We start from the raw sequence: 23996 nt of genomic DNA, 5'->3' as shown, positions 1-23996 counted from the left end.
TCGCTCCTATTCGGGTGTTTCGTCGAGCGCGTGCGTCACCAGGGAGAGCAGGGTGTCGATGACGGCGATCCGGCGGCGGGCGTCCATGACGACGACCGGCACTTTCTGAGGGATCGTCAGGGCCTCGCGCACGTCGTCCGGTTCGAAGCGTTCGGTGCCGTCGAAGTGGTTGACGGCGACGACGTACGGCAGTCCGCAGCTCTCGAAGTAGTCCAGCGCCGGGAAGCAGTCCTTCAGGCGGCGGGTGTCGGCGAGGATCACCGCGCCGAGGGCGCCGCGCACCAGGTCGTCCCACATGAACCAGAAGCGCTTCTGCCCGGGGGTACCGAAGAGGTACAGGACCAGGTCGTCGTCCAGGGTGAGGCGGCCGAAGTCCATCGCGACGGTCGTCGTGAGCTTCTGCGGGGTGGCGCTCAGGTCGTCCGTCGCGGCGGACGCCTGTGTCATCAGGGCCTCCGTCTGGAGGGGGGTGATCTCCGAGACGGCCGTGACCAGCGTCGTCTTGCCGACGCCGAAGCCGCCCGCGACGACGATCTTCGTGGCGACGGGGGCGCGGCTGCGGTCCGTCTGCCAGGATTTCAGGTTCTCGTCCTCGTCAACTCCCCATCCGGGGACGCGATCAGAGACGACGGAGTCCACTCAGCACCCTTTCCAGCAGAGCGCGGTCGGGACGGCCCGTACCGTGGGCGGTACCGGTGCCGTACACCCGGATCTTTCCCTGGTCCGCGAGGTCGCTCAGCAGGACCCGGACCACGCCGAGCGGCATGCGCAGCAGCGCGGCGATCTCGGCCACGGTCCGCATGCGGCGGCACAGTTCGACGATCGCGGCCAGCTCGGGGAGGCCGCGGAAGTCGTCCTGACGGTTCGTCAACTCCTTGTGTTCCTCGGGCGCTTCGAGCGCCGCGACGAAGGTCTCGACGAGGAGGACGTGACCGAAGCGGGTGCGTCCGCCGGTGAGGGAGTACGGCCGTACGCGGGCCGGGCGGCGGCCGGCGCCGCGTACCGGGAGTTGGTTCCTGGTCATCGCGCGCCTCCTTCCGCCTCCAGCGACTTCCGTAGTTCCGTGCGGAGTTCGGGGGTCAGGACGTGTCCGACGCGGCCGACGAACAGGGCCATGTGGTACGCCACGGTGCTCATGTCGCAGTCCGTGTCGCCGTGCACGCCGAGCAGGGAGCCGTCGCTGATCGACATCACGCACAGGCTGCCGTCGTCCATCGCGACCATCGTGTTCTTCACGCCGCCGAAGTCCATCAGGCGGGCGGCACCGAGGGTCAGGCTGCCGATGCCGGAGACGATCGTGGCGAGGTCGGCGGACGAGCCTCTCGGTCCGGCCGGTTTGCTCGAACTCTCCTCCTTGGCCTGGGCGTTGGCGCCCGGGTCGGAGGACAGGAGCAACAGGCCGTCGGAGGAGACCACGGCCACCGACTGGATGCCGGGGACCTCCTCGACGAGGTTGTTCAACAGCCAGTGCAGGTTACGGGCTTCACTGCTCAGGCCGAAGGTACCGGGCGCGGTCAACTGCTTGCCTCCTCGACGGTGCCCCCCGTGGTGTCCCCCGCATGTCCATACGTCCCACGCTCGACTACCCCCTCATTCGAGGGCGGTTCCCCTGCGGCCGTCTCCTCGGCGAGCTCCGACTCGGCGTCCCGGTACCCGGCGACGGCCCCCCGCCGGAATCCGCCGAGCTTCTTCCTGAGCGCCTCGGCATCGACGCCGCCGCCCGCCCGGGGCCGGACGACCTGCTCGGGCGCGGTCACTTTGGGCGTCCGCTTGGGGAGCCCCTTCTCGGTGACCTGCTCGACGGGTTCGGCACGGGAGTGCTCCGCCGACTCGGGGTGCGAGGCGGGTTCCGGGTGAGCGACGGCCCCGGCGCTCGGGTCGACGCCGGGGCGCGGGCCGGAGTCGATGCGCGGGTCGTCGACGGTTCGTGGCGCCGGGGGAAGGAAGAGGGCCATGGTCGTCTCGGACGAGACGGGGGGTTCGGCAGGTTCCGAAAGTTCGGTGAGTTCCGAAGATTCGCCGGATTTCGAAGATTCGCCGGGTTCTGAAGATTCGCCGGATTCCAAAAGTTCACCGGATTCCGAAGAATCGGCGCGTTCCGAAAGTTCACCAAGTTCTGAAAGTTCACCGAGTTCGGAAGGTTCACTCCCGACCGGCTCACGCAGCTCGGCAGAATCGGCGCGCGGAGCAAAATCACCAGGTTCGGCAGCAGCAGCATGCTCGACGCGGTCACTGGACTCGGCAGGCGCAGCATCCTCGCCGGACCCGAGAGGCGTAGCGGCGAACTCCTCCGGCGAAGCGGGGTCCTCCGGAGAAGCGGCCGTAACCGCCTCCTCCCGCACCTCCCCCCGATCGCCCTCGTCCCCGGCGTCGCTCCCGAGAACTCCCCCGGCCTCGACACCCCCGCCCTCCACCTCGACGGCCTCACCACGCGCCCCAGCCTCGCCCTCAAGGGCTTCCCCGCCCTCGGCAACGGCCCCCGCCTCGGCGGCCCCGGCAACCCCGCTCTCCGCGTCACCGGCCTCAGTCTCACCCTCGCCCCCGACACCCCCGTCCGCCCGAGAAGAACCCCCCGCCGCAACCTCCCCCTCGCTGGGAACCCCACCCCCCGCCGCCCGTATCGCCCTCTCCGCCAGCTCCACCGCAAGGTCCTTGCCCCGCGAACGCCCCCCGATGACATGCGAGTTGACCTCGGCGTCGGCACCCGGCAGCGTCACCCCGGCCGGGACCGCGCCCGGTGTGGAGGACGGTACGGCGCCGGCCGGTGCCGGGGACAGTACGGCCGTGGGGACGACGACGACCGCAGCGGTCCCGGGCGTCTTCTTCTGCCCCCTCAGCCGCACCCGCACCGCGTGCCGCCCCGCGAGCCGTGAGACGACGTACAGGCCGAGCCCCTCCTCGTCCTTGTCCTCGAACGGCACCTCGGGGTCGGACTCGGCGAGGCGGGTGTTCAGAGCGTCGCGGCGGGCCGGTTCGATGCCGAGGCCCTCGTCCTGGACGGAGAGCATGACGTCGCCGTTCTCCAGGAGCCAGCCGGAGACCTCGACGGGCAGGTCGGGCGGCGAGAAGGAGGTCGCGTTCTCCATCAACTCGGCGAGCAGATGGGAGAGATCGTCGGCGGCGAACCCGGCGATGTGGGCGTGCGCGGGAAGGGAGGAGATCCGGACCCGGTCGTACCGCTCGATCTCGGAGACAGCGGCACGGACGACGTCAACCAGCGGGACGGGGCCGGGATGTTGCTGCACATGCTCCGCCCCCGCGAGGACGAGCAGGTTCTCGCTGTGCCGCCGCATGACGGTGGCGAAGTGGTCCAGCTTGAACAGCGTCGCGAGCCGCTCGGGGTCCTGCTCGCGCTCCTCCAGCCCCTCGATGACGGCGAGTTGACGCTCGATGAGCCCGAGGGTCCGCAGCGAGAGGGTGCCGAACGTGGACCCGATGGACGCCCGCAGCCGCTCCAACTGCCCGGTGACCGAGGCGAGTTCGGTACGGAGTTCCTCGCGCGCGTCGGCCATCTTCTGCCGCTGCCCGACGAGGTGCTTGCGGTCGGCCTCCAGCGTGCCGATCCGCTCGTGCAGCCCGGCGGCGTGCGCGTGCAGCACGTTGATCGACCGCACCACCTGCGCGAACTCGTCGTTGCGGCCGGTGAACTTGACGGGTTCCTCGGCGCCGGGCTCCTCCGCCTCGGCGAGCCGCCCGGCCCCCCGGCGTACGGCGGACAGCGGCCGGGTGAGGCTGCGCGCCATCCCCGTGGCGACCCCGACGGCGACCAGCATGAGCGCCCCGAGCAGCGCGACGCGCAGTTCGAGCCCGGTGACGTCGTCGTCGCGGAGGGTCTCAAGTTCCTTGGTACGGCGGTCGAAGAGGGACGCCTCGACGCCGCGCATCAGCTCGATGCGGGCGGACAGAGCCGCGTCCACCGCAGCCGGCGTGGCCTTCAAGTCGTCGTCGCCGAGGACAGGTTGGTCGGTGAGCCGGGTCAAGTACCGCTCGGCGGAGTCGTTCTCGCCCCCGGTCACCGTCGAGTCGTACGCGTCGACCATCCGCTGCGGGGCCGTCTCGCGGAAGTCCGCGAGCGCCGAGTCCGAGCGCAGCCGGGCCTGTTGGGCGGCGGCGCTGAGGGCGTCGCGCACCTCGGCGGCGCCGGACGTGTCGTAGCCGTCGTCGACCGGCACGTCGAGCGCGGCGACCAGCAACCCCCGGGCGGCGGCGGCCTGTTGGACGGCGGAGTCGAGCTCGGCGAGGGCGTACGCACCCGCGCCCGCGCGCGGCGGGGTCTGCTGGGCGAGCTGTTCGGCGAGGCGGTGCAGCTCGGTGATGGTCTTCGAGTACGCCTCGTGCGCCTGGAGCGGCGTGCTCTTCCCGTCCAGCGCGTTCCCCCGGATCGCGGCGATGCCGGAGACGGCGGCGGGGAGGTTCCCGGCGGCTCGCAGGTCGGTGAGCTGCCGGTCGACGCGGGCGGTGACCTGCGTGTCGGGCGCGCTCTCCTTGTCGCGGCCGGTCGCGACGTACGCCGTGACCTGGTCGCGCTCGTCGGCGAGGGAGTGCGCGAGGACCAGCGCCTCCTGGGTGCGCTCGGCGAGCGTCACCAGCTCCTGGGAGTCCTTGAGTTCGGCGGAGAGCGCGAGCACGGACGGCGTACCGGCCGCGCCGATCGCGGCGGCCACCACGGCCACGGCGATGATCAGCCGGTTGCGCACATGGGTCGGCCGACCCTTGCCGACGGGCACACCCGAAGCCGCACCGGCGGGCGAACCTGCCCCGGAAGCCGACTGTTCTGTGCGCCCAGGCCGCGTCTTCTGCACCGGTGCTCGCATTCCTGTAACTCGTGTACCCATGGGACCGGATGACGCTCGGTCAACAACAGCGCACAACCGGTACGGTCCCCGACCCTCCCAGTGCCGGTGGGCGGGAAGCGCTCATCACCTGACCCGCCACCCGAAGGAGTGAACATCGGAGGGGAGTTGGCGGGCAAGTTCCGCCGGCGCGTGCGGGTTCCCTCTGCGGCCCGTCGGTTGGACGCGGGCGCCGGGCTTTGGCAGTATTCGCCGCCACGTATTCCCCAAGGGCTCGATTACCACCCAAATCACCCGCCTGACCTGCGAGGAAACGCCAACGGGGCGATCATCGCGAGCCGTTCGGGCGCCGTACACCCGGGTATGTGCAGACTGGCCCCATGCGTACGGAACTTGTGTCCGAGCCGGGCGATCCGGCCCGCCCCAACGAGGACTTCGCCGCGCTCTGCGTTCCCGCAGCCGGGCAGGGAGGCGTACTCGTCGTGCTGGACGGGGTGACGCCGCCGCACGGTCCGACGGGGTGCGTCCACACGGTGCCCTGGTACACCGCGCGGCTCGGTGGGGCGCTGACCGAACTGACCGTTTCCCTCCTGGATGTTCCGCTGGAGGAGGCGTTGTCCCGGGCGATCCACCGAACCGCGACCTCCCATTCACAAACCTGTGACCTTTCTCACCCGCGTACGCCGCAGGCGACGGTCGCGCTCGCGCGGTGGGGTGCCGAGGCCGTGGAGTACCTGGTCCTGTCCGACGCGGCGCTCCTCCTGGAGTCCCCCGGCGGCACGGTCACCCCGGTCCTCGACGACCGCCTCGCCCGGCTCCCCCGCGAACTCCTCGTCTCCGACGAGGTCACCGACGCCCGCGCCCGCAACAAGGAGGGCGGCTTCTTCACGGCCGCGGCGGACCCATCGGTGGCGACGCGCGCGGTGACGGGCCGCGCCCCGCGCCCCGACGTCCGCTCCCTGCTCGGCCTCACGGACGGCGCGACCCGCTGGACCGAGAAGTTCCACGAGGGCGGCTGGGCGGACCTCATGACGTACGCCCGCAAGGCGGGGGCACACGGACTCGTCTCCCGCGTACGGGAGTTGGAGACGGCGGACGCGGAGGCGCGGGTGTTCCTGCGGCGCAGCAAGACGCACGACGACGCGAGCGCGGTGTACGTGGAGCTGTAGCGCCGGGCGTCGACAAGGGCGCCCTCGGCTCTACTTCTCCATCACCTGGTTCAACTCCGCCAGCAGCCGCGCCAGTTCCGAGACCTCCCGGCGGTCCCAGTGCGCGAGCTGCGCCACGTAGATCGCGCGCCGCGCCTCACGCACCCGGCTCACCCGGCTGCGCCCCTCCTCCGTCAGCTCGACGAGCCACGCCCTGCCGTCCGCCGGGTCGGGCTCGCGGGCGATGAGGCCCAGCTCCTCCAGCGCCCGCAGCTGCCGGGACATCGTCGCCTTGCCGACGCCGATGTACGCGGCCAGTTCGGTGGCCCGGCGCCGCCCGGTCTCCTCCAGCCGTACGAGCAGCCCGTACGCGGCGGGCTCCAGGTCGGGGTGCACCTCGCGGGCCATCTCGCCCTGGTTCGCGCGAGCCCGCCGCAGCAACACGGTCAGCTCCCGTTCCAGCGAGAGGAACTCCCGGTCGGCCCCTCCCACGACGCCGCCGTTCCCGTCGTCACTCACTTCGGTGCTCCCTGTCGTCCGCTCGGCTCATCGCCGCAGTTCGGACAGTATTTCGCAGGTCGGCGTAGGGGGCTTGTCAGGGGACGGGTCCAGTTCGATGCGCGAAGGCTCGGGCCCCCCGCAAGGGGAACCCGAGCCTCCACTCATCCGGCGACGCCCGTCACGCCGCCACCGGAACCTCCGACGCCGCCCCGTTGGTCGCGGGCGTCAGCGCCAGTTCCAGGACCTGCCGTACGTCCGTGACGGCGTGGACGTCGAGCTTGTCCAGCACCTCCGCCGGGACGTCGTCCAGGTCGGCCTCGTTGCGCTTGGGGATGATGACGGTCTTCACCCCGGCCCGGTGCGCGGCCAGCAGCTTCTGCTTGACGCCGCCGATCGGCAGCACGCGCCCGGTCAGCGACACCTCACCGGTCATCGCCACGTCCGTGCGGACCAGCCGTCCGGAGAGCAGCGAGGCCAGCGCGGTCGTCATCGTGATGCCGGCGCTCGGGCCGTCCTTGGGGACCGCGCCCGCCGGGAAGTGGATGTGCACGCCCCGGTCCTTGAGGTCGCCGACCGGCAGTTCCAGCTCGGCGCCGCGCGAGCGCAGGAAGCTCAGCGCGATCTGCGCGGACTCCTTCATCACGTCCCCGAGCTGCCCGGTCAGGGTGAGGCCCGCCGCGCCCGTCTCCGGGTCCGCGAGGGACGCCTCGACGAACAGGACGTCGCCTCCCGCGCCGGTCACCGCGAGCCCGGTCGCGACGCCCGGGACGGCCGTACGGCGCTCGGCGGGGTCCTGCGCGGACTCCGGCACGTGGTGCGGGCGCCCGATGAGCGCGCGCAGGTCCTCGTCCCGGATCGTGAACGGCAGCTCCCGATCGCCCAGTTCGTGCTGCGCCGCGACCTTGCGGAGCAGCCGCGCGATGGACCGCTCCAGGGTGCGGACCCCGGCCTCACGGGTGTACTCCCCGGCGAGCTTGCGCAGCGCGCTCTCGTCGAGGGTGACCTCGTCCGTGTTCAGGCCCGCGCGCTCCAGCTGGCGCGGGAGCAGGTGGTCGCGGGCGATGACGACCTTCTCGTCCTCCGTGTACCCGTCGAGCCGGACCAGTTCCATCCGGTCGAGCAGGGCCTCCGGGATCGCCTCCAGGACGTTGGCCGTGGCGAGGAACACCACGTCCGACAGGTCGAGTTCGACCTCCAGGTAGTGGTCGCGGAAGGTGTGGTTCTGCGCGGGGTCGAGGACTTCGAGGAGGGCGGCGGCCGGGTCGCCCCGGAAGTCGGAGCCGACCTTGTCGATCTCGTCGAGCAGGACGACGGGGTTCATCGACCCGGCCTCCTTGATCGCCCTGACGATCCGCCCGGGCAGCGCGCCGACGTACGTACGCCGGTGGCCCCGGATCTCGGCCTCGTCCCGGACGCCGCCGAGGGCGACGCGGACGAACTTGCGGCCCATCGCGTGCGCGACGGACTCGCCCAGCGAGGTCTTGCCGACGCCGGGCGGCCCCACGAGGGCCAGTACGGCGCCCCCGCGCCGGCCGCCGATGACGCCCAGGCCCCGGTCACCGCGCCGCTTGCGGACGGCCAGGTACTCGGTGATCCGCTCCTTCACGTCCTCCAGGCCCGCGTGCTCGGCGTCCAGGACCGACTTGGCGCCCTGGATGTCGTACGCGTCCTCCGTGCGTTCGTTCCACGGGAGTTCGAGGACCGTGTCCAGCCAGGTGCGGATCCAGGAGCCCTCCGGGGACTGGTCGCTGGACCGCTCCAGCTTGTCGACCTCCTTGAGGGCGGCCTCGCGGACCTTCTCCGGCAGGTCGGCGGCCTCCACGCGGGCGCGGTAGTCGTCCGACTCCTCACCCTCGGTCTCGCCGTTCAGCTCGCGCAACTCCTTGCGGACCGCGTCCAGCTGGCGGCGGAGCAGGAACTCGCGCTGCTGCTTGTCGACGCCCTCCTGGACGTCCTTCGCGATCGTCTCGGCGACGTCCTGCTCGGCGAGGTGGTCGCGCAGTTGCTGGGTCGCGAGCTTGAGGCGGGCGACCGGGTCGGCCGTCTCCAGCAGCTCGACCTTCTGGTCCACGGTCAGGAACGGGGAGTATCCGGAGTTGTCGGCCAGCGCGGACACGTCGTCGATGGCCTGCACCCGGTCGACGACCTGCCAGGCACCGCGCTTGCGCAGCCACGCGGTGGCCAGCGCCTTGTACTCCTTGACCAGCTCGGTGACGCTCCCCGGCAGCGGGTCGGGCAGCGTCTCGTCGAGCCGGCTCCCCTCCACCCACAGCGCGGCGCCGGGTCCGGTGGTCCCGGCCCCGATCTTCACCCGCGCCCGGCCACGGATCAGCGCGCCGGGATCCCCGTCGGCAAGCCTCCCGACCTGCTCCACGGTCCCGAGCACACCGGTCCCCGCGTAATTCCCGTCCACCCGGGGCACCATCAGCACCCTCGGCTTCCCGGACTCGGTCCGCGCGGCGGCCTGCGCCGCCTCCACGGCGGCCCTTACATCAGCGTCATTCAGATCCAACGGAACAACCATGCCCGGCAGAACGACCTCGCCGTCGAGCGGCAGCACGGGCAGAGTGAGCGTTGAGGACGACGAAGCCATGATCTCCCCTTCGGCAGTCAAGTTGAGCTATGCCGACTCAATGCATGTGAGCCACCGAATGTTCCCGGCTCCGTGTTCGCCGTGAGCGATCACGGGGATTCCGCAGGTCAGTGGACCAACGCTGACGACAACAACACCCGGACCGGATTCGGTACCGGTCCGCGGGCAACGGCGACCCGCACCCGTTCCGGCCAGGTCGAACAAAGGCCCCCACTTTCCCGGTTCCCCCCGTTCCGCACCCCCGCCGCGACCACAATGCGCACATGACCGATGACTGGAAGCGACACATCGACGAGCTGCACGCGGAGCTGGTCCGGCGGGACGACCCGGTCGCGTGGGTGAGGGAGGCGGACGCGGTGGAGGCGTCGCGGCGGTATCCCCTGCTGGCGCTGCGGGGCCCGGTGTTCGGGGTGGCCGTACGGGAGGGCGAGGGGCGGTGGCGGGTGAAGACGGCGCTGGTGGACGGCATGCCGCAGATGGCCCGCGACGAACTCCACTCCCACCTCTGGTTCGCCGCGAAGGACGACACCGACGACCCCGCCGAACGCCGCGCGCTGATCGCCGCCGTATCGGTCCTGGAGAAGGAGCCGGCGAACGAGGTCGAGGCACTCGGCGTCCGCTACCGGATCGTCCGGGGCGACGAGTTCGCGCGGAGCGGCGAGTACGGCCTGGAGCCGCCGAGGCCGACCGACCCCGAGCCCGCCGACCTCGACTGGGACGCGCTGGACGGCCCCTCCCCGGACGTCGGCTTCGTCCTGGACCCGACCCGCGACGAGGGCCCGATGGCGAGCGCCCTGCGCCTGGGCCTCAGGGAGTTCAGCTACGTCGGGACCCGCTTCGCCGCGGACGCGCAGGACGACTCGCGGCGCGCGGTGACCACCCACCCCGACCTGGTCCGCCTCCCCGTCGGCTTCGCGATCGTCGAGCGCGACGAGAAGGGGTGGACGGCGTGCAGCTCCCCGAAGGCGACCCCGCACGAGGCGCGGCGCTGGCTGTACCAGGCGATGACCCGGTACTGGCCGCTGATGCACCGCGACGACGACGCCCTCAGGGCCGAGTACGCCGCGGGCGCCGAGGAGTTCCGCTCGGCGGGCCGGGCCGACGAGGCGACCGTCGCGGGCCGCCACTTCCGCGTGTGCCGCGTCGAGAGGGTCGTACGGATGGGCCCGGACGGCCCCGAGACACCCCGCCCCTCGGACGTCGACCAGTACGGCCCGTCGAAGATGCACCCGACGCTGCTGGAGGACGGAACGGTGATCCACGAGGACTGAGCCTTCTCAAGAACCGCGCCTCTCAGGAACACTCAAACGGCAAGCGCCGTACGCCGCGCTCCCCCCGCACTCCACCTCCGCACCCACGGCCACACCCCGACCCCCACACCCAGCGCGATCAGATGCCCCCAATTGCTCACCGGATCCGTCAGATTCACCAGATCCTGGAGCAGCATCCCCCCGAACAGCACCAGCACCGGCCACCGCACCCACGGCCGCAGCAGCCCCGCCACCGCGCCCACACTCGCCGCGACCCCGAAGCTGATCCCGTAGTCGAACCGGTGCAGCGAACTGTCCGGCAGCCGCCCGGCAAGGACCGCGAGCCCGACCGGCAGCTCGGTCGCGAGCGTCGCGACGACGTGCCCGGCGAGGAAGACGAGGGCGGTCCGCAGCCCCCCGATACGCCGCTCAAGGACGGTCAGCACGAGGAGGAAGACGGCGACGAACGGCGACCCGAGCCCCCCGGCCACCCACAGCGCGCTCGCGACCAGCACCAGCACCGGCGCCTGCACGAGATGCGTGACATCCGTACTGGACGCCTGGAGCACGCCGTCCACCCAGTCGGGATCGGCGTTGTCGGCGACGTACGAAGTGACGGCGAGCAGCACGGCGTACCAGAAGGTGAACGGCGTACCGGTGGGCGTGGGCAGCAGCCGCCACACGCGGGGAAAGGGCCGGACGGAGACGTCCTGGACCACCGGCGCTTGAACCACCGGCGCGGAGACAACCGGCTCCGCGACGCGCGGCCGTTGTCTCGGCACCCCGTCCAGCAGCGCCCCGGGAACCGACAACTCCCCAGCTTCAGCCGTCTCGGTACGTTCCACCGTGAGGCGCTCCTTCCGTTTCAGCTACACCTTTCGCGCCCCACACCCCCGCTGTCTGTGACTCAGACCACGTAAGAGCGGATTCTCAGCAAGCTCTCAAACAAACACTCACCCCGAACGCGGCCCCGGCCGGTGAAATTCCGTCGGCCCCGGGTGCCCCGAGTGCCAGGATGGGCCGATGCCGCAACCGACGCCACCGCAGCTGTCACCCTCCGTGCACACCCCCCTATACGACGCCCCGGAGGTCCTGGACCGCCGGGAGGGCCCCTACGGCGAAGTGGTGCTCCGCAGACATGGCGCCCTCCTCCAGATCATCGCCAACGGCTGCTTCCTGATGGATACGTCGGACGGCCGCTCGGAACGCCTGCTCATCGACGCCGCGTGGCAAACACTCGACAAAGACACCACCCGCCCCACGCTCCTCATCGGCGGACTCGGCGTCGGGTTCTCGCTCGCACACGCCGCCGCGAACCCGGACTGGGCGAGGATCACGGTCGTGGAGCGCGAGCGCGCGGTCGTCGACTGGCACACGGACGGCCCGCTGGCCGCCGTATCCGAAGCCGCGCTGGACGACCCGCGCACGGACGTCGTCGTCACCGACCTGCTGGATTTCCTCGGTGAGACATCGGACACGTTCGACGCGCTGTGCCTGGACATCGACAACGGCCCGGACTGGACCGTCACCGAGGGCAACGACAGCCTGTACGGCCCGGCCGGACTCGCAGGCTGCGCCCGGGTGTTGAGACCGGGCGGGGTACTCGCCGTATGGTCCGCGCAGCCCTCGCCCGACTTCGAGGGAACCCTCTGGAATGCCGGGTTCCGGGGGGTGCGTACCGAAGAGGTCGCTGTTGCCCGAGGCGTTCCGGACGTCGTCCATCTTGCCGTCCGGCCTGGATAGCAAAGCGATGGTGACTCCCCGTACTCTGCTCACCTGACGCCGATCATTCATGCGTCGGTCGCAGTCATGCGCAGACATGGGATCACCCCACGGATTCCGGAAAGCACCTCAGGGGCGGGCGATGGAGCAGACACACACCTCGCAGAGCGGCACGACGACGGCTACCCCGGGCGCACAGCGCCGCGTCCTGGTCGTCGAGGACGACCAGACGATCGTCGACGCCATCGCGGCCCGACTGCGCGCCGAGGGATTCCTCGTGCAAACGGCCGGAGACGGTCCGGCAGCGGTCGACACGGCCGAGGCATGGCAGCCGGACCTGCTGATTCTCGACATCATGCTGCCGGGTTTCGACGGCCTGGAGGTCTGCCGCCGCGTGCAGGCCCAGCGGCCCGTCCCGGTGATGATGCTGACGGCCCGGGACGACGAGACCGACATGCTGGTCGGGCTCGGCGTCGGTGCCGACGACTACATGACCAAGCCGTTCTCCATGCGGGAACTGGCCGCGCGCGTGCACGTCCTGCTGCGGCGGGTCGAGCGGGCCGCCATCGCCGCCGCGACCCCGCGCTCGGGCATCCTGCGCCTGGGCGAACTGGAGATCGACCACGCACAGCGCCGGGTCCGGGTCCGCTCGGAGGACGTGCACCTGACGCCCACCGAGTTCGACCTCCTGGTCTGCCTGGCGAACACCCCGCGCGCGGTGCTCTCCCGCGAGCAGCTCCTCGCCGAGGTCTGGGACTGGGCGGACGCCTCCGGCACCCGTACCGTCGACAGCCACATCAAGGCGCTGCGCCGGAAGATCGGCGCCGAACGCATCCGGACCGTGCACGGGGTCGGGTACGCGCTGGAGACCCCGACGCCATGAGCGCCGGGCCGGACGGCGGGCCGAGAGGGGAGCCCTGGGCGGGTATGCGGCCGTTCTCGATCAAGACCAAGCTCGGGGCGCTGGTCGTCATCTCTGTGCTGATCACGACCGGTCTTTCGATGATCGCGGTGCACACGAAGACCGAGCTGCGTTTCATCATGGTCTTCTCGATGATCGCGACGCTGCTGATCACCCAGTTCGTGGCGCACTCGCTGACCGCGCCGCTGGACGAGATGAACCTCGTCGCGCGGTCCATCGCGCAGGGCGACTACACGCGCCGGGTCCGCGAGAACCGCCGCGACGAGCTGGGCGACCTGGCCGAGACGATCAACGTCATGGCCGACGAGCTGGAGGCGCAGTACCAGCAGCGCAAGGAGCTGGTCGCGAACGTCTCGCACGAGCTGCGCACCCCGATCGCGGGCCTGCGCGCCGTCCTGGAGAACGTGGTCGACGGCATCGCCGAGGCCGATCCGGAGACGATGCGCACGGCCCTGAAGCAGACGGAGCGCCTGGGCCGCCTGGTGGAGACGCTGCTCGACCTGTCCCGCCTGGACAACGGCGTCGTCCCGCTGCGCAAGCGGCGTTTCGAGGTGTGGCCGTATCTCTCCGGCGTGCTGAAGGAGGCCAACATGGTCGCCTCGGCGCGCGCGGGGATGGCCTCGGGCTCGGGCAACCACACCCGCTCCGACGTCCACCTCCACCTCGACGTCTCGCCGCCCGAGCTGACCGCGCACGCGGACCCCGAGCGCATCCACCAGGTCGTCGCGAACCTCATCGACAACGCGGTGAAGCACAGCCCGCCGCACGGCCGCGTCACGCTGAAGGCACGCCGGGGCTCGCTGCCGGACTCGCTGGAGCTGGAGGTCCTGGACGAGGGTCCGGGCATCCCGCGCTCCGAGTGGCACCGCGTCTTCGAGCGCTTCAACCGGGGCTCGGTACGCCGCCCGCACGGGCCGGGCAGCGACGGGGGTACGGGGCTCGGTCTCGCGATCGCGCGCTGGGCCGTCGATCTGCACGGGGGCCGGATCGGAGTGGCCGAATCGGAGCGGGGATGCCGGATTCTCGTCATCCTTCCGGGGGAGTCCCGCGTCGGCGGTTGACGTACAGTTCGATCATCGTCGGGCAGTAAAGGTGCCGGACCAGCGTCGTTGTGGACGAAGAGAAGCCGTTTCGGGCGGAACCCCGCTTGTTTCCCGCCATTTCCGGCGATGAAACACGGCGTTCGATGTGACTTACACGACGATGCGGCGGCCCGGCCTCTCCTTCTCGGTCTTGGAGGCGTAGCCTTTATTCCCGCTGTCCATCACCTTGTGAAGCGGAAGAGGGCGGTTGCCGCCGTGTCGTCACAGTCCCCCAGTAACGGATCGAGCACCTCGACCGAAGCGGACCGAACGGGTACGAATCCCGCCGCCGCCTTCGGACCGAACGAGTGGCTTGTCGACGAGATCTATCAGCAGTACCTCCAGGACCCGAACTCGGTAGACCGGGCCTGGTGGGACTTCTTCGCCGACTACAAGCCGGGGGCTGCCGAGACCGCCGCCCCGGCTGCGGCGGACACTGTGGCCGCGGGGGCCGCAGCGACCACCACGCCCACGGCACCTGTCACCCCTGCTCCCGTTCCCGCGGCACCCGCGGCCCCGGCACCGGCCCCTGAGCCCGTCGCCGCAGCCCCTGCGCCCGCACCCGCTCCGAAGCCGAAGGCCGCTCCCGTGACGACCCCCGCCGCGCCCGCCGCTCCTGCCAAGGAAGCCCCCGAGGGCCCCGAACTCGTGACCCTCCGCGGCCCGGCCGCCGCCGTCGCGAAGAACATGAACGCCTCCCTGGAGGTGCCCACGGCGACGTCCGTGCGCGCGGTCCCGGTGAAGCTGCTCTTCGACAACCGCATCGTCATCAACAACCACCTCAAGCGCGCCCGGGGCGGGAAGATCTCCTTCACGCACCTCATCGGGTACGCGATGGTGCAGGCCATCAAGGCCATGCCGGCCATGAATTACTCCTTCGCGGAGAAGGACGGCAAGCCGACCCTGGTCAAGCCGGAGCACATCAACTTCGGCCTCGCGATCGACCTGGTGAAGGCCAACGGCGACCGCCAGCTCGTCGTCGCCGGCATCAAGAAGGCCGAGACGCTCGGCTTCTTCGAGTTCTGGCAGGCGTACGAGGACATCGTGCGCCGCGCCCGCGACGGCAAGCTCACGATGGACGACTTCACCGGCGTCACGGTCTCCCTGACCAACCCCGGCGGCCTCGGCACCGTCCACTCCGTGCCGCGTCTGATGCCCGGTCAGTCGGTCATCATGGGCGTCGGCTCGATGGACTACCCGGCGGAGTTCCAGGGCACCTCCCAGGACACCCTGAACAAGCTCGGCATCTCGAAGGTCATGACGCTCACGTCGACCTACGACCACCGGGTCATCCAGGGCGCCGCCTCCGGCGAGTTCCTGCGCATCGTCGCGAACCTGCTGCTCGGCGAGAGCGACTTCTACGACGACGTCTTCAAGTCCCTGCGGATCCCCTACGAGCCGATCCGCTGGCTGCGCGACATCGACGCCTCGCACGACAATGACGTCACGAAGGCCGCCCGCGTCTTCGAGCTGATCCACTCCTACCGGGTGCGCGGCCACGTCATGGCCGACACCGACCCGCTGGAGTACCAGCAGCGCAAGCACCCCGACCTGGACATCACCGAGCACGGCCTCACCCTGTGGGACCTGGAGCGGGAGTTCGCGGTCGGCGGCTTCGCCGGCAAGTCCCTGATGAAGCTGCGCGACATCCTCGGCGTGCTGCGCGACTCGTACTGCCGCACCACCGGCGTCGAGTTCATGCACATCCAGGACCCGAAGCAGCGCAAGTGGATCCAGGACCGCATCGAGCGCTCGCACTCCAAGCCGGAGCGCGAGGAGCAGCTGCGCATCCTGCGCCGCCTGAACGCGGCGGAAGCCTTCGAGACGTTCCTCCAGACCAAGTACGTCGGCCAGAAGCGGTTCTCCCTGGAGGGCGGCGAGTCCGTCATCCCGCTGCTCGACGCGGTCATCGACAGCGCGGCCGAGTCCCGCCTCGACGAGGTCGTCATCGGCATGGCCCACCGCGGCCGGCTCAACGTGCTGGCGAACATCGTCGGCAAGTCGTACGCGCAGATCTTCCGCGAGTTCGAGGGCAACCTCGACCCGAAGTCGATGCACGGCTCCGGCGACGTGAAGTACCACCTGGGCGCGCAGGGCACGTTCACCGGTCTGGACGGCGAGGAGATCACCGTCAGCCTGGTCGCGAACCCCTCGCACCTGGAGGCGGTCGACCCGATCGTCGAGGGTGTCTCGCGCGCCAAGCAGGACATCATCAACAAGGGCGGCACCGACTTCACGGTCCTGCCGGTCGCGATCCACGGCGACGCGGCCTTCGCGGGCCAGGGCGTGGTGGCCGAGACCCTGAACATGTCGCAGCTGCGCGGCTACCGCACCGGCGGCACGGTCCACATCGTCATCAACAACCAGGTCGGCTTCACGGCGGCCCCCGAGTCGTCGCGCTCCTCCATGTACGCCACCGACGTGGCCCGCATGATCGAGGCGCCGATCTTCCACGTGAACGGCGACGACCCCGAGGCCGTCGTCCGCGTCGCGCGGCTCGCGTTCGAGTTCCGCCAGGCGTTCAACAAGGACGTCGTCATCGACCTCCTGTGCTACCGCCGCCGCGGCCACAACGAGTCGGACAACCCGGCGTTCACGCAGCCGCTGATGTACGACCTGATCGACAAGAAGCGCTCGGTGCGCAAGCTGTACACCGAGTCCCTGATCGGCCGGGGCGACATCACCCTGGAAGAGGCCGAGCAGGCCCTCCAGGACTACCAGGGCCAGCTGGAGAAGGTCTTCACGGAGGTCCGCGAGGCCACCGCGCAGGGCCCCGCCGGCCCCTCCTCCGACCCGCAGGACGGGTTCCCGGTCGCCACGCCGACCGCGATCTCCACCGAGGCCGTCAAGCGGATCGCGGAGTCGCAGGTCAACATCCCGGACCACATCACGGCCCACCCGCGCCTGCTGCCGCAGCTCCAGCGCCGGGCGGCCATGGTCGAGGACGGCACGATCGACTGGGGCATGGGCGAGACCCTCGCGATCGGCTCGCTGCTCCTGGAGGGCGTGCCGGTCCGGCTCGCCGGTCAGGACTCGCAGCGCGGTACGTTCGGCCAGCGCCACGCGGTCATCATCGACCGCGAGACCGCCGAGGAGTTCACGCCGCTGAACTACCTCTCGGAGGACCAGGCCCGCCTGAACGTCTACAACTCGCTGCTCTCCGAGTACGCGGCCATGGGCTTCGAGTACGGCTACTCGCTGGCCCGCCCGGACGCGCTCGTCATGTGGGAGGCGCAGTTCGGCGACTTCGTCAACGGCGCGCAGACCGTCATCGACGAGTTCATCTCGTCCGCCGAGCAGAAGTGGGGCCAGACGTCCGGCGTCACGCTGCTGCTGCCGCACGGCTACGAGGGCCAGGGCCCGGACCACTCGTCCGCCCGCCCGGAGCGGTTCCTCCAGATGTGCGCGCAGAACAACATGACGGTCGCCATGCCGACGCTGCCGTCGAACTACTTCCACCTGCTGCGCTGGCAGTCGCACAACCCGCACCACAAGCCGCTGGTCGTCTTCACCCCGAAGTCGATGCTGCGTCTGAAGGCGGCGGCGTCGAAGGCGGAGGAGTTCACGAGCGGGCAGTTCCGCCCGGTCATCGGCGACGCCTCGGTGGACCCGAACGCCGTCCGCAAGGTCGTCTTCACTGCGGGCAAGGTCTACTACGACCTCGACGCCGAGCGGCAGAAGCGCGGGATCACGGACACGGCGATCATCCGGATCGAGCGCCTGTACCCGCTGGCGGGTGCGGAGCTCCAGGCCGAGATCGCCAAGTACCCGAACGCCGAGAAGTACTTGTGGGCGCAGGAGGAGCCGGCGAACCAGGGTGCCTGGCCGTTCATCGCGCTCAACCTGATCGACCACCTGGACCTGGCGGTCGGCGCGGATGTCCCGCACGGCGAGCGTCTGCGGCGGATCTCGCGTCCGCACAGCTCGTCGCCGGCCGTGGGTTCGTCGAAGCGGCATCAGGCGGAGCAGGAGCAGTTGGTGCGTGAGGTGTTCGAGGCGTAAGTCTCGTGCGGTAGCGCCATGAAGAAGCCCGGCCCTCTTCGAAGGGCCGGGCTTCTTCGCGTCTCACATCACGTCAGCACCGGCTCGAAGTCCCAGTACGGCCGCACCCGCGAGCGCGCCGAGATCGTGTGCGGATGCTGGCGTCCGAGGGTCGCCTCGAAGTCGGTGAGGGCCTCCTGCTCGACCTTCTCGGCCTGCCTGCGGTCGCGCAGGTTGCGCAGGTCGGCGGCGTGGGCGATCCGGGTGGAGAGGGTGAGGGGGTGGGTGCGGCCGAGGAACTCCGTCGCGCCCAGGACCGTCGCGCGGCTGAGGATCTCCGCCGACTCGGGGTCGCCGACGAGGTTGCGCAGCGCGGCGGCGTTGAGGGCGACGCCCAGCGTCCAGGGGTGCCGGTCGCCGAGGGTGGCCGTCATGTCGGTGAGGGCCTGTTCGAGGACGGCGTGGGCGTGGTCGCGTTCGCCGACGTTGCGCAGGACGAGGGCCTGGTTGGCGCGGGCGCCGGCGAGGAAGGGGTGGCTGTCGGCGAGCGTCTCCTCGTACCGGGCGACGACCGCCTCGCTCAGTTCGCGCGCCTGGTCGATGTCGCCGTGCTCGCGGATGAAGCAGCTCTGCGCGATGGCGGCGATGAGGGTGCGCGGGGAGGACTCGCCGAGGACGCGCTCGACGCGTTCCAGGATGCTCGCGAAGAGGGGGCCTGCGGCCTCGCGGTTGCCGCCGCGGTAGAGGCACATGGCGTGGTTGTGCTCGGCGTACAGGGTCTGCGGGTTGTCGTCGCCCATGACGATGCGCAGTTCGTCGACGTTGCGGGCCTGCACGGACTCGGCCTCGGCGTACCGGCCGAGCAGGCGCAGGTCGAGGGCGTACCCCAGCTCCGAGTTGAGGGTGGAGGTGTGGCGGGCGCGCAGCAGGTTGCGGCGGGCCTCCCAGGCCCTGCGGTCGGTGTCGAGGGCCTCGGCGTACCGGCCGAGCAGGCGCAGGGACACGGCGACGTTGTTGAGGGAGTTGAGGGTGCGGGAGTCCTGTTCGCCGAGGAGGTCGCGGTAGGCGACGAGGACCCACTGGGAGAGCTCCAGCGCCTCCTCGTACCGGGCGAGCCCGCGCAGGTCGCCGCCGAGGCCGTTGGCGGCCCGCAGGTGTTCGAGGTCCTGGACGCCGCGCTCCTCGCGCAGGTGGTCGACGGCGGTGCGGTTGAGCAGCTCGCTGCCCGCGTAGTCGCCGCCGGCCCGCAGCAGGTTGGAGTAGTGGTACGACAGGTCCCAGATCCGCGGGTGGGTCGCGCCGAGGAGTTCGCTCCACGCTTTCATGGCGCGCCGCGCGAGCTTCGTGCCGGCCCGGTACTCGCCGGAGATGTACATGTAGCGCAGGCAGTTGAGGACGAGCCGCTGCACCTCGGGGTCGCGGGTGCGCAGGACGTCCGCGTACTTCAGGTGCGGCACGATCTCCGCGTACAGCGGCCACATCCGGGTGTCGGTGGGGCGGCGCGGGTCGGCGAGCGCGAGGGCGCGCCGTACGACGTCGATGAACTCGGCGCGGTCGTTCTCCGGCATGTCCTTGTGGACGATCTGGTGGACCATCCGGTGCAGGTACAGGGAGTCGCCGGTGGTGGCCTCGTCGAGGCCTACCTCGTGGGACTCCAGGCGCACGACGGAGTACTGGCGGAGCTGGTTGATCGCCTTGTTCCACAGCAGCGGGTCGTTGACCAACCCGGCGACCTGTTCGGGGAGTTCGTCGCCCGGGAGGTCGCGCAGGAGGCGTACGGGGATGAAGCCGGGCGCGAAGAACGTGCACAGCCGCAGCAGGTCGACGGACTCGGGGACGGTGTCGCGGAGTTTGTTCAGCAGTATCGACCACGCGGTCTGGAAGGCGACGGGGAAGTCGGCGGAGACCTTGACGACGTCGGAGTCGATGCCGCCCTCCAGGAGGGCGATGTAGTCGCGCACGGACAGGTCGGAGTCGTTGAGCCAGCCGGCGGTCTGGTCGAGGAGCAGCGGCAGGTCCTCCAGGGCGTCGGCGAGCTGGTCGGCCTCCTGCTCGGTGAGCCGGGGCGCGCGGCGCCGCACGAACGCGACGGACTCGTCCCGGGAGTAGACGGGGATCTCCACCAGCCGGCTGTTGTGCTCGGCCCACTCGGGGTTGCGGGAGGTGATCAGGACGTGCCCGGGGCCGTTGGGGACGAGGTCCCAGATCTGCTCGGGTTCGTCGGCGCCGTCGAGGACGAGCAGCCAGCGGGAGTACGGCTCGCCCCGGCGCAGCGCGTCGCGGACGGCGCGCAGCCGCTCGCCGTACTCCTGGCCCGCCTGGAGGTCGAGCTTGGGGGCGAGTTCGGCGAGGAAGCGGCGGTAGGTGACGCGCTTCTCGGCGTTGACCCACCAGACGACGTCGTACTGCGAGCCGAACCGGTACACGTACTCGGTGGCGAGCTGCGTCTTGCCGACGCCGGACATGCCGTGCAGGGTGACGACGCCCGCGCCGGGCTCGGCGCTCTGGAGGATGTGGTGGATGTCGTTGAGGACGGGCTCGCGGCCGGTGAAGCGGGTGTTGCGGCGGGGTACGCCGCCCCAGACGTCCGGCATCGCGGCCGGGAAGCGGGGTCCCCGGCGGCCGTCGACGCCGTTCGCGTCCGGGTCGTACGGCAGGTCGAGACGGTCGAAGAGGCGGCGCTCGGCCTCGTCCGCGCCGAGGTTGGTGAGGCCCGCCGGAGCGAGGACCGTCACGGCCTGCGGGAGGGAGGCGTTGGTGAGGGAGACGGCGACGAACCGGGACGGGTCGGGGGCGACGACCTCGCGCAGCGCCGCGTTCCACTCCTCGTGGCTGCGCGGGCCGAGCTGGAAGTACCACTCGCTGACCAGGACCAGGATGCGGCCCTCGGAGAGCATCAGGTCACGCAGCAGGTCCGGGAGCGGCACCTCGGGCGGGGCGTCCCAGCGGACCAGCACGACCCGGACGCCGTTGCGCTCCAGGCGGTCGGCGATCCAGGCGGCCCAGGCCCGGTTGAAACCCGCGTAGCTGATCGTGACGGTCGGCCGTGCGGTCCCCCTCTCGGTGGACCTGACCGGTGTGCGGGCTCCAGACAAGGCGGCCTCCAGCGCGTCGTTCCAGGAAAAAATCGTAGGACCTCGGCGCGCCACCCGTAAGGTCCCGGAAGCCGGGGAGCGGGCGCCTGGGCACGGAGATCTTCGCTCAACGGACGGTGTCCGCGCGGGTGTTTCCTCAACCGTGCACCGTCCCCTCACTCGTTCGGACGCCGGTGGGCGGCGTGCCGTTGCGTCCACAGAGTGCGGGCGGCGCGTACGTACGCCTGGGCGCGCGCCCGTTGGCCCCGGGGGGCGGGCGGCATGTGCTCCCAGGTGGCGGCCATCGCGTCCACGAACAGGCGTCCTCGCGCGGTGAGATCGGGCGAGCCGACGAGGGCGGGCAGGGTCGCGCCGACCATCGCGTGGCAGCGGGCCTGCTCGGTCCAGGCGGTCTCGCCGTGCGCGGGGTCGGTCTCGGCCAGGTGCTGGTGGTAGTCGGCGATCGCGAGGTGGGAGTAGGCGCCCTGGAGGAGGCCGTCGAAGGGGCGCGGGTCCTGGCGCCAGGGGGCGAAGTACCGCTCCTGCGGGCCCGCTTGATGGAGTGTCACCAGCTCGGAGAGCGCGGAGAGTTTCGCGTGGTGGAGTTCGTGCACGAGGGTCGCGGCGAAGGCGACCGGGCTCTGCGGCGTGCTGCTGAGCAGCGCCCCGAACGCCTCACGCCGGGTGGCGCTGTACGTGGCGTGTCCGGCGGCGCCGGGAGGCGGGGCGAGGGGGACGAGGCACTTCAGCAGGGCCAGCGCCTCCCGCACCCGGTGCTCGCCACCGGCCCGCAGCGCCGCGGCCGTGCCGGACCATACGTGCGCCCACTGCTTGTGCCCGGCGTCGTCCAGGGTCAGCGGCTCGCCGCCGGGGTACGGCGAACGGTCGGTGCGGTAGGGGTCGAGATCCTCCAGGGGGACCAGCGGGGCGCCGGGCGCCAGTCCCAGCAGGGCGTGCGCGGGCATCCAGGCGCGGGACGCGGACCAGGCTCCGATGCCGGGTTCGGGGTGCACGGTGACGTCGGCCTCGCCCTTCCGCCGGATCACCAACCGGCCGTCCCTGTACGCCACTTCGGCATCCCCATCGCCCCGCAGCGCACCGAGTGACGGCAGGAAGAGCAGCCCGTCGTGGGCGGTGACCCGGAGCGAGAAGTCGACCCCGGCCCGCACGGCGCAGGCGGCGGCGAGGGCGCTCAGATGGTCCAGACTGCCCTGGATTCCGGGCGAGTCGAGGGCTCGGAGGGCGTGCCAGGCCCAGGAGCCGGTGAGGGGGTGGAGGAGACGGTCCCGGGAGGTCCCGCCCCCTTCCCGGTCCGCCCGTGTCAGCAGCTCCCACGCCTCCCGTACCCCTCCCGACTCCCCCGCCCCGTCCAACACCGCGCGCACCACCACGAGTTGCCGGTTGTGCTGGTCCCGGACCAGGGCGGCCAGCGTCGCGGGGTCCGCCTGCGTGCGGCCCAGGGACGTGATCGCCTCGTCGGAGAGGGTCATGACACGTGCTCCTCACCCCGTACGGCGGCGGTGACGCGGTGGGCGGTGTGGCGGATGAAGAGCTGGAGGTCGGCGCAGTAGACGGAGGGGTTGCGGAAGCCCGCGCCGGCCCGGTAGCGGTGGGCGTAGTGGCCGCCGCCGCACACGCGCAGCAGCGGGCAGGCCCGGCACTCCCCCGCCAACGCTCGCTCCCCCGCCTGCCGTTCGGCGACCGCGGGGTGGCGCAGGGCCTCGTCGAAGGGGTGCCGGAAGATGTCGAGGCCGGTCCGGGCGGCCCCGTCGTACGCGGACTTGAGCGCGTCGACCTGCTCGATGGTCCCGTCGGTCTCGACGACGACCGCGTCGAAGGGCGCGAGCCCGAGCCGCTCACCGCCCGCGCTCCCGCCGAGCAGCAGCGCGACGCACGCCTCGAAGAGCCGTACGCGGGTCTCCCGCCGCCCGGCGTCCCACCAGCGGTCGAAGACGGCGCAGAGCCACTCCCCGTACCGCCCCAACCGGTCGGGCGGGGCTGACCAGTTGCCGTGCGGAAGCAGCAAGTCGAGGGCGGGTGGCCGGAGTTCGAGGAGGGACTCGTACGTGCCCACGGGGTCGAGCGTCGGGTCGACGACGGTCAGGATGCCGCCGTACGCCTCGGGGAACCGCTCGGCGAGGAGCCGGGTGCCCCGGGCGGCGGCGGGCCAGGAGGGGCGTCCGGCGTGGTCGACGCGGCGCGTGTTGTGCACGGCGGTGCCCCCGTCGAGGCTGACGCCGACCCGGATGCCGGCGGCGGCGAGGACGGCGAGGCGGGCCGGGGTGAGGAGGGTCGCGTTGGTCTGGACAACGGCGTCGACGGCACAGCCGTACGGCACGCGTGCGCGGACCAGGCCGGTGAAGCGGGCGAGGGTGCCGGCGCCCGCGAGGAGGGGTTCGCCGCCGTGCAACACCAGGGAGATCCCGGTGAGTTGGTGGGTGCGCGCGTGGTCGGCGATGCGGTCGGCCGTGCGGTCGAGGACGTCGGCGGAGGCGCGCGCGGGGCGGGTACGCCAGGTGGTGTCGGGCCCTTCGTAGAGGTAGCAGTAGGTGCAGGCGAGGTTGCAGCGGCCGTGCACCTTGACGATGAACTGCCGGAACGGAACCGTGACGTGCGGGCGGGCAGCCGTCTGTCCGATCACTCGCCACCCCCCATGTGTGCGTGCGACGGCACATCACCGCGTATGCCCGCGATCGACCCCCGCACACACCCCCGTACCCCGGATCTGGCCGGTTCAGCGGCGGGAATCGACCGAAAGATTCAGGTCACATCGCGCTGTCGAAGACCCAGAAGGCCTGTCGGGGGCGGCTTGCGCGGTCGCGTAGTTCGTCGACCAGTTCGCGCAGGACGGGATGGTCGACGCGGCGCAGGTCCTCCAGGTCGAGGGAGAGCAGATCCGGCAGGTCGTCGTGGTTCACGGGTGCCCCTCA

Annotated in this window: 17 protein-coding genes; 6 read left to right on the top strand and 11 right to left on the bottom strand. The window is 71.1% G+C overall.

Annotation, left to right across the window (positions count from 1 at the left end; genetic code table 11):
• Positions 1–6: 6 nt before the first annotated feature.
• Genes J8M50_RS32090 through J8M50_RS32075 form a run of 4 tightly spaced genes read right to left on the bottom strand, consistent with a single transcriptional unit; the run spans position 7 to position 4814 of the window.
• Positions 7–639: a GTP-binding protein gene (locus tag J8M50_RS32090; protein WP_010353561.1), complete on the bottom strand. Its 633-nt coding sequence runs from the start codon at positions 637–639 to the stop codon at positions 7–9.
• On the bottom strand, positions 620–1024 hold the full coding sequence (locus J8M50_RS32085) for a DUF742 domain-containing protein (RefSeq protein WP_010353562.1): 405 nt from the start codon (positions 1022–1024) through the stop codon (positions 620–622). Before J8M50_RS32085 ends, J8M50_RS32090 begins: the two co-directional genes overlap by 20 nt.
• Entirely contained in the window at positions 1021–1518 is a 498-nt protein-coding gene (locus J8M50_RS32080; RefSeq protein ID WP_010353563.1) for a roadblock/LC7 domain-containing protein, read from the bottom strand. The genes J8M50_RS32085 and J8M50_RS32080 overlap by 4 nt, the downstream gene beginning before the upstream one ends.
• Positions 1515–4814 carry a sensor histidine kinase gene (locus J8M50_RS32075; RefSeq protein WP_078480762.1) on the bottom strand — a complete coding sequence of 1100 codons (3300 nt, stop codon included), beginning with the start codon at positions 4812–4814 and terminating at the stop codon, positions 1515–1517. Before J8M50_RS32075 ends, J8M50_RS32080 begins: the two co-directional genes overlap by 4 nt.
• Before the next feature lie 359 nt (positions 4815–5173).
• On the opposite strand from J8M50_RS32075, the gene J8M50_RS32070 reads away from it, so the two are divergent.
• Positions 5174–5962: a protein phosphatase 2C domain-containing protein gene (locus J8M50_RS32070; protein ID WP_010353565.1), complete on the top strand. Its 789-nt coding sequence runs from the start codon at positions 5174–5176 to the stop codon at positions 5960–5962.
• A gap of 30 nt (positions 5963–5992) precedes the next feature.
• Here J8M50_RS32070 and J8M50_RS32065 read toward each other — a convergent pair whose 3' ends face one another.
• Both J8M50_RS32065 and lon read right to left on the bottom strand, forming a co-directional pair.
• Positions 5993–6460 carry a MarR family winged helix-turn-helix transcriptional regulator gene (locus J8M50_RS32065; protein ID WP_010353566.1) on the bottom strand — a complete coding sequence of 156 codons (468 nt, stop codon included), beginning with the start codon at positions 6458–6460 and terminating at the stop codon, positions 5993–5995.
• A gap of 160 nt (positions 6461–6620) precedes the next feature.
• Positions 6621–9035, bottom strand: a complete 2415-nt coding sequence (gene lon, locus J8M50_RS32060) for an endopeptidase La (protein WP_010353567.1) — start codon at positions 9033–9035, stop codon at positions 6621–6623.
• 263 nt (positions 9036–9298) lie between these two features.
• On the opposite strand from lon, the gene J8M50_RS32055 reads away from it, so the two are divergent.
• Entirely contained in the window at positions 9299–10306 is a 1008-nt protein-coding gene (locus J8M50_RS32055; RefSeq protein WP_010353568.1) for a DUF5954 family protein, read from the top strand.
• A gap of 32 nt (positions 10307–10338) precedes the next feature.
• On the opposite strand, the gene J8M50_RS32050 is transcribed toward J8M50_RS32055, so the two are convergent.
• Positions 10339–11130 (bottom strand): rhomboid-like protein, encoded by a 792-nt coding sequence (locus J8M50_RS32050; RefSeq protein ID WP_010353569.1) that lies wholly within the window; start codon positions 11128–11130, stop codon positions 10339–10341.
• A 178-nt stretch (positions 11131–11308) separates the two neighbouring features.
• Here J8M50_RS32050 and J8M50_RS32045 point away from each other — a divergent pair, with 178 nt between their 5' ends.
• The 4 genes from J8M50_RS32045 (at position 11309) to J8M50_RS32030 (ending at position 18013) form a co-directional block, all read left to right on the top strand.
• Complete coding sequence (locus J8M50_RS32045; RefSeq protein WP_010353570.1) at positions 11309–12028, top strand: spermine/spermidine synthase domain-containing protein; 720 nt, start codon at positions 11309–11311, stop codon at positions 12026–12028.
• Between the two features lie 121 nt (positions 12029–12149).
• The gene (locus J8M50_RS32040) at positions 12150–12890 is read left to right on the top strand and encodes a response regulator transcription factor (RefSeq protein ID WP_010353571.1); all 741 of its coding nucleotides are present in this window, start codon (positions 12150–12152) and stop codon (positions 12888–12890) included.
• Positions 12887–13990: a sensor histidine kinase gene (locus J8M50_RS32035; RefSeq protein WP_029183833.1), complete on the top strand. Its 1104-nt coding sequence runs from the start codon at positions 12887–12889 to the stop codon at positions 13988–13990. The genes J8M50_RS32040 and J8M50_RS32035 overlap by 4 nt, the downstream gene beginning before the upstream one ends.
• A 237-nt stretch (positions 13991–14227) precedes the next feature.
• A complete protein-coding gene (locus J8M50_RS32030) occupies positions 14228–18013 on the top strand; it encodes a multifunctional oxoglutarate decarboxylase/oxoglutarate dehydrogenase thiamine pyrophosphate-binding subunit/dihydrolipoyllysine-residue succinyltransferase subunit (protein ID WP_010353573.1) in 3786 nt (1261 codons plus the stop codon).
• Positions 18014–18081: 68 nt separating this feature from the next.
• Here J8M50_RS32030 and fxsT read toward each other — a convergent pair whose 3' ends face one another.
• From fxsT to fxsA, 4 genes are all read right to left on the bottom strand, one after another.
• Positions 18082–21087, bottom strand: coding sequence for an FxSxx-COOH system tetratricopeptide repeat protein (gene fxsT, locus J8M50_RS32025; RefSeq protein WP_010353574.1), 3006 nt, complete (start codon positions 21085–21087; stop codon positions 18082–18084).
• Between the two features lie 155 nt (positions 21088–21242).
• On the bottom strand, positions 21243–22556 hold the full coding sequence (locus J8M50_RS32020) for an aKG-HExxH-type peptide beta-hydroxylase (protein ID WP_010353575.1): 1314 nt from the start codon (positions 22554–22556) through the stop codon (positions 21243–21245).
• Positions 22553–23707 (bottom strand): FxsB family cyclophane-forming radical SAM/SPASM peptide maturase, encoded by a 1155-nt coding sequence (locus J8M50_RS32015; RefSeq protein ID WP_010353576.1) that lies wholly within the window; start codon positions 23705–23707, stop codon positions 22553–22555. Before J8M50_RS32015 ends, J8M50_RS32020 begins: the two co-directional genes overlap by 4 nt.
• 124 nt (positions 23708–23831) lie before the next feature.
• Positions 23832–23984, bottom strand: a complete 153-nt coding sequence (fxsA, locus tag J8M50_RS32010; protein WP_063748069.1) for an FxSxx-COOH cyclophane-containing RiPP peptide — start codon at positions 23982–23984, stop codon at positions 23832–23834.
• Positions 23985–23996 lie beyond the last annotated feature (12 nt).

The organism is Streptomyces acidiscabies (assembly GCF_020010905.1).
GTDB lineage: Bacteria > Actinomycetota > Actinomycetes > Streptomycetales > Streptomycetaceae > Streptomyces > Streptomyces acidiscabies.
The sequence above is the reverse complement of the archived record's forward strand: the minus strand, read 5'-3'. Positions and strand labels throughout refer to the sequence as shown.

Bases quoted from the DNA above. Each gene is read 5' to 3' on its own strand.
- lon (WP_010353567.1), bottom strand. From the start codon at position 9,035: ATGGCTTCGTCGTCCTCAACGCTCACTCTGCCCGTGCTGCCGCTCGAC.
- J8M50_RS32035 (WP_029183833.1), top strand. From the start codon at position 12,887: ATGAGCGCCGGGCCGGACGGCGGGCCGAGAGGGGAGCCCTGGGCGGGT.
- J8M50_RS32055 (WP_010353568.1), top strand. From the start codon at position 9,299: ATGACCGATGACTGGAAGCGACACATCGACGAGCTGCACGCGGAGCTG.
- J8M50_RS32020 (WP_010353575.1), bottom strand. From the start codon at position 22,556: ATGACCCTCTCCGACGAGGCGATCACGTCCCTGGGCCGCACGCAGGCG.
- J8M50_RS32070 (WP_010353565.1), top strand. From the start codon at position 5,174: ATGCGTACGGAACTTGTGTCCGAGCCGGGCGATCCGGCCCGCCCCAAC.
- J8M50_RS32075 (WP_078480762.1), bottom strand. From the start codon at position 4,814: ATGCGAGCACCGGTGCAGAAGACGCGGCCTGGGCGCACAGAACAGTCG.
- J8M50_RS32045 (WP_010353570.1), top strand. From the start codon at position 11,309: ATGCCGCAACCGACGCCACCGCAGCTGTCACCCTCCGTGCACACCCCC.
- J8M50_RS32085 (WP_010353562.1), bottom strand. From the start codon at position 1,024: ATGACCAGGAACCAACTCCCGGTACGCGGCGCCGGCCGCCGCCCGGCC.
- J8M50_RS32040 (WP_010353571.1), top strand. From the start codon at position 12,150: ATGGAGCAGACACACACCTCGCAGAGCGGCACGACGACGGCTACCCCG.